General features: G+C 39.8%; 3 protein-coding genes and 1 pseudogene. All 4 read right to left on the reverse strand.

From position 1 onward, the window contains the following. Nucleotides 1-21: 21 nt before the first annotated feature. A complete protein-coding gene (locus tag CJD30_RS09910) occupies nucleotides 22-1983 on the reverse strand; it encodes a LapD/MoxY N-terminal periplasmic domain-containing protein (RefSeq protein ID WP_294918658.1) in 1962 nt (653 codons plus the stop codon). Between the two features lie 11 nt (nucleotides 1984-1994). After that, nucleotides 1995-2630 (reverse strand): transglutaminase-like cysteine peptidase, encoded by a 636-nt coding sequence (locus tag CJD30_RS09915; RefSeq protein WP_294918660.1) that lies wholly within the window; start codon nucleotides 2628-2630, stop codon nucleotides 1995-1997. Between the two features lie 25 nt (nucleotides 2631-2655). Continuing rightward, nucleotides 2656-5394, reverse strand: a complete 2739-nt coding sequence (locus tag CJD30_RS09920; RefSeq protein WP_294918662.1) for a VWA domain-containing protein — start codon at nucleotides 5392-5394, stop codon at nucleotides 2656-2658. Between the two features lie 150 nt (nucleotides 5395-5544). After that, nucleotides 5545-6192, reverse strand: a pseudogene (locus CJD30_RS11735) (cadherin-like domain-containing protein); the annotation flags it as partial. Nucleotides 6193-6260: the final 68 nt, after the last annotated feature.

Here is a 6260-nt window from a genome sequence, read left to right on the forward strand (position 1 = left end):
ACCCGAAAAAAAAGGTAAGACTCAGTGCAACAGGGTTACAGGGGCGATATGTGATCCCTGGAATTGCTCGATTCCAAGCGTTTTTAACCGTTCAATATCTTCAGAATCCTCAATATTGATCGCTATGATCGAAATCCCCAAACTTCGAATAACATTGTTGAAACTCTCTCTGCTTTTACCAGTACTTTGATCTACCATCATATCTTGTAAATACGCACAATTAGATTTTACGTAATCAGGACGTATCGCCTGCAAATAATGGGCTCCGGACTCAGGAATAGCAAAATGATCGATTCCAAAACGATATCCAAGCGTTTTGACCATTGTACTTATTGCAGATACCCCTTCTAAATCATGAAGGGCGGTAGTATTGCTCACCTCAAACCATAACATCAGATCGTTTGTTCGATGGAAACTCTCCAGCTGTTCTCTCAACCATTGAATGTTGGCATATTTTTTGATGAAATCTCCACTCAGATTGAGCGCCAACGGAGTAATCGGATTATGCTCATGAATGTGTTTTAAGACTTTTTCAATCATATAGCGGTCCAATGTATCGATAAGTCCGAGACTTGTTGCCACAGGGATAAAATACCCTGCAGAATGGATCGTCCCCTCTTTATCCAACAAACGCAAAAATATCTCTTCATGAATGACGTTAAGAGAATCGGAACGCTGTTCTACAACACTCTGAAATGCCAATAACATCCGTGATTGCTCTAAACTTTTTAACAGTTCCTCTCTCCACTCTTCACGACCTAGTACCAACGCTTCATCACTATCCTTGCTAATCTCTATCACAAAATTTCCGCTTTGTTTGGCTTGGGTCACCGTATAGTCGGCGCGAGAGAAAAGTGTTTTTAAACTATCGTTTTCACTGTACGATCCGATACCGCATCCGATCGTTAAATATTCGAGCATTCTAGTATCGATCTCTTCAATCATGTGACGTATCTTGATAATCATATGCTTGGTTTCATGATGGATACTACCCATTTCTGATGTTGGTAAAACGGCAAAAAAATCAGATTCGTTCAATCGGGCGATCAATGCATGACGGAAAGAGCCCAAATGGGTGTTAAAAATCTCTGAAATCGCATTTATCACCCCTAAATATCGCTCATACCCCTGCTCTCGTTTGAGACGATCTATCTCATCGACACTGACCATAACATACATACCGGAAGATAAAGAAGCATCCGATTGGAGATAATCGGGAAGTTTAGCGGTCAAATAACGGCGGTTATGAAGTTTTGTCTCTGAGTCTCTATAAAGAAGTTCATGATAGCGACGTAAGGTCTCATTTTCACGTTCGAAAATATCTTTGACTTTTTCTACCATCGCATTCATGGCGGTAGTTACCGATCGAAATTCAGTGGTAAAAGGGATTTTTGTCTCGATAATAAATTCATTATCCAAAATTGCTTTTGCCTGGCTCTTGATCCGCTTGAGAGATTTAAGACTGAGTGATAATAGAAAATAAAGTGTTACAAAGACCACAAATCCGATCATTAAAAACGTTTTGACCAAATCGATCAATGTCGAGTACAATTGTCGATACGCATTTCCAGTATGTCCGCTCACTTCGAGTGTACCAAAACGGCTCCATCCGATCATAATATCACTTTTTGCACTGGCGTTATGGATAGGAACCATTTTTACAAACCATGATGGAACATCACTGATTTGCATATCGTTTCGACAGCTGTAGACCTCTTTGCCCTCTATATCATTCAAACGGATCTCTTGATAATATCCGCTATCGTATATGGCATTGATCATCGTTTCCATCGTCGATGTATCGCTGGGATCAGCAACTTTTGAGAGGGAAAGTCCTAGTGAGTGTGCCGTATTTTTGGCATCGACATAAAGCTGATTTTGAACAAATTCGGTAGCTGTTCTAAAATTCAATGCCATTACCGATGCTAAAATTACCCCCAAGAAAAGTCCCAGCATCAAAACCAGCTGTTTAAATAAACTCATTTTATTTCCTTTTACCGTGTAATTATTAATTCATCCCAAGGACGGGTCTGTTTTGCCGCTGCCGGAACCATTTTTCCGATTTGAGCCTGTTTAGCGTTAAACAACTCATCTCCGCTAAAACTATAGATCGGAATCAAATCATCCCTCTGCGATGCGGGGAGAATTTTGAAGTTGTAGTTATCCAAAATCAACGGTTCTGATCGAGGTGTCGCATAATAGGTTAATACCATATGTGCCGTTTTGTATTTTAACGATTTAGCGTAGGTCATAAAGAGTTTCGAAGGAGGAACGCCTAACTCTTTGAGTGTGAAATATTTGGCAATAACGTAATCTTCGCAATCACCCCGATCTTTTCCAATCAATTCATACCGTGTTGCCCAATAATCGCTTACACCCCATGTCTCTTTATCAGATGCATACGGTGTATGATTAAAAAAATCATTCACTCCGTCAAGTTTTTCCATCTCACTTTGGTCTCGTACTTCATTCATCATCTGAACCAAAGCAAATGCGCGACGTTTGGCGAATACCCCATATTCACGTTCTATTTTCTCTAAAAAAGCTTTGGTAATAGAAAATTCGGGAGAGCTCATAAGAATGGCGGCAATCGCCGCCGTTATGAAGAAAAGGGTGAGCGTTTTTTTCATCCTTTTATTGTAGCGTAATTCATCACTAAGAGTGGGTAACGTCTTGTTCGATTTTTACGGTTACGGTCGGGTCACTAGCATTTGTATGGGTATAGACGTCAAATGCATAAGTAGTACCATTCATGGTTTCTGTCGTTGTTCCCGTCTTTGTCAACGTTGAATCAACACTCACACTATCCGCACTGTTTCCAATAATCGTCAACGTATGATTACTATCGGTCATATCGATGACATCTTGCAAAGACAAGTTGGTAAGACTATGTGCACCTGTTGTCCCCAGATCAATCACTTCAATATTTTTGATCGGATTATTCGTCGTATTCAACGCACTAAAATCAATATTTGTTCCGGTAGGGAGAAGCAATGTATCGATACCGCTTCCTCCATCCATCAGAACATCTTTTGCATCAAAAAGAATCGTATCGTTACCCTCATCGCCATATATCCAGTCTTTGTTCGCACCGCCATCTATAACATCGTTTCCTGCACCGCCATGGATGACATCTTTCCCGTCGGTTCCGGTAACATAGTCATCACTTGCATCTCCATTATACGTTGCGCCGGTACGGATAGACCATGTACCCGTTCCCGTATCAACCATATCCTGTTGAGCTGTCAATACTGGCGGAGTTTGATTTGCATTCAAAATCGGCATTGTGTCTGTACTGACGATCTGATATGCAGTATCCAATGTACCGCTCAATTTTGTTTCTAAACGAAATGATGCATGTCCCCCCTGATCCCAATAGAGAATTTCGATCGGTTGCCAACCATCAGCAATACTCAAACCTGTGTATACTTTAGTCGTTGTGCTTTGAATATAATCGGCTTCGGCAAGGGATTGATTACCGATTAATATTCGGTAACCATCATCTGCAGTGACTCGTAAATCGTATGTTCCGCCTACAACATACACATACCCGACCATACGGATGATCGCATCTGTTGTATCACCCACACCACTTGTCGCTGTGATTGTACTCGCATTTGCGGTGTTTGAACCTTTCAAAAATGCATAAAGGTTATTATTGCTTGAATTAACCGTATTATTTGCCGTTACTTTAGTGTTTTGACCGAGGTCATTACTGAACAATGGCGTACTTGTTCCGGCTGTTAAACCGTATTCAAGTTTATTTGCCGTGAATGTAGCATCTGCCGCACTGGCTGAACCGGTATGTGAACTTCCGACAAGCGTTGTATCGTTATTGCGGCCTTCAATAATGGTTTCAATTTTTGCCAAAGATGTCAAATTACTTTGTGTTCCATCATCCGTATGCACTCGCGTTGACGAACCTAAATAACCATTGGTTGTACTCGTAGTATTATCGTTGTAACCAAAATATTCACCGCTTAATCCCATACCGCTTGTAGCCATAGTTGTCGAGGTACTCGTTAATAAAATTTCTGATGCATGCGTAACGTTCAAAGTTAGTGTACCGCTTGCACTATCAGTATCATTATCTGTTAATGTAAATCCAATTGTCTCAGTCATAGTGGAACTTGAAGCAAGAGTGGCTGGTGCCTGATATGTATAAGTTGCTGCATCAAAATCAACGACTAAGATTCCCTGCTTAACCGTAGTAATCGTTACTGCATTTGTTGTTACATCAAAACTGTTGGTACTTGTTCCACCACTTACACTCATAGAGTGTGTCGTAGGATTATATGTGTATGTCACTCCATCAATTGTAACCGATTTGACATACCCACCATCAGCACCCAGGCCATATGCGCTGTTTCCAATATTTCCATTAAGACTTCCAGGGATCGGAGGGATAACTGTTTTTTGAAGTTCTGATGATAATTGTGACATGTCAGTGACAATAATTGCATTAGTGTCCGTTGATATTTGACCATTGTATGCAATCGGATTCAAAATTGTTTGTGCATTTGCTGGCAATCCGGTACCAATTCCTATTGAATAAGCCTGAACATCATTATTATTCAAGAAATTTTTCCAAATAGTTTCTTCAGCAGTTTGAATACCATTATCAGCACTTCCTGAATAGTTGCTTGATGAATCAGTAAGAGTACTTGTATTGTTATCATTTTGATTTGGTGCACCATCAGAAATGAAATATCCTACATTTTTAGCATTATCCAATTTACCTGTACTTTCATATGCACTCATTCCATCAGCCAAAGCTGCATCATAGTCTGTTGAGCCGTTGGATGTCATATTTGCTATATACGTTTTAGCTGTTGCAATATCAGTCCAAATCGTCCCTTGTGGATTAGCATTAGATGAAAACGTTACAATACGAACTTTAATGTCGCCAAATGAATCATACTGATCTAATAATTGATTCAATGCATCTTTTGTTGCTTCCAGACGAGTTTTACCAGCTATACCTGATGGATCAGCCATACTACCTGATACGTCAACTACCAATAAAATATTAGTATCTTGAGACGGCAAAATTATAGATTGAGTAATATTTCCCGCAATAGGAGCATCATCTTCTATATTGATGGCCAATGTACCTGTTGTTGTAAGAGCTCCATCCGTTGCATTTACTCCAACAGATAATGTTTTAATATCTTCAACACCTGTTGTAGCATGATCAATAGGTCCTTTTAGTGTAACTGTATATGAACCGGTGTTATCAATACTGATTGTCATGATAACTTTATCCCCAGCACTTCCCACTAATGTATTTGTACCTGAACCGCTCCACATAACGGTTGTTCCTGCTGAAGTCATAGGCGCCGTCGGAGCACTCAGAGTAACCGCTACACTGCTATCAATATCAGAAATATTCATTGTTCCAGTCGATACACTCAAATTTGTTGTATCCGATGGACTACCGATTGTATCTACAATACCTCCGGTTAACCCTTCCTCTGAAACATTCGCTGTTACAGAAGAATTTCCAATAGTCGGAGCATCATTTACTGGATTTACACCAATATTTAATGTTGATGTATCACTTCCACCTTTTCCATCTGAAACAATATAAGTGATAGTCGGTACGTTTCCATTATAATTTGATACAGGGACAAAAGAATAACTTCCATTAGCATTAATTGTAATTGTTCCAACTCCAGCAATTGATACAGGTGTGCCAATATTTTGAGTTCCTGAAATCTCCATAATCGTATATCCGCTAATCGACAATGTATCACCATCTGCATCTATAGCATTATTTAATAAATCTCCAGTTGCACCATCAGTAACTGTTAATGTCATATCTTCATTAACGGTATTTGTCTCATTAGTATCTACCGGTTTTGCATTTAGTTTATCTACATCCGTAGCACTATTTCCTGCAATATCAGTCACACTCGCTTTAAAACTATAACTTGAACCGTCTACAATCCAAGATGCATTAGCAGGAATATTCGCCGTCCATGTTCCATCTGAGCCAACAGTTGTGGTATAAATCGCCCCATTAATAGCAGTTCCAGAACTGTTCAATGCCTGAATACTAACCGTTTGATTTACTTCAATACCTGTTGTTATACCACTTACTGTAAATCCATTTGTTTTATCTGTCGAACTGATCGTTGCATAATTATTTGCATCCGTAGTTATAGGACTTTGACTTTCACCCGCAATCATTCGAATATCAATCAACGCCGTTGTATCGACGCTGTGGGTGTGGGTCGTCGAACCGGTAACAGGGTTCC

The sequence above is a fragment of the Sulfuricurvum sp. PD_MW2 genome (genome assembly GCF_002633015.1).
Lineage (GTDB): Bacteria > Campylobacterota > Campylobacteria > Campylobacterales > Sulfurimonadaceae > Sulfuricurvum.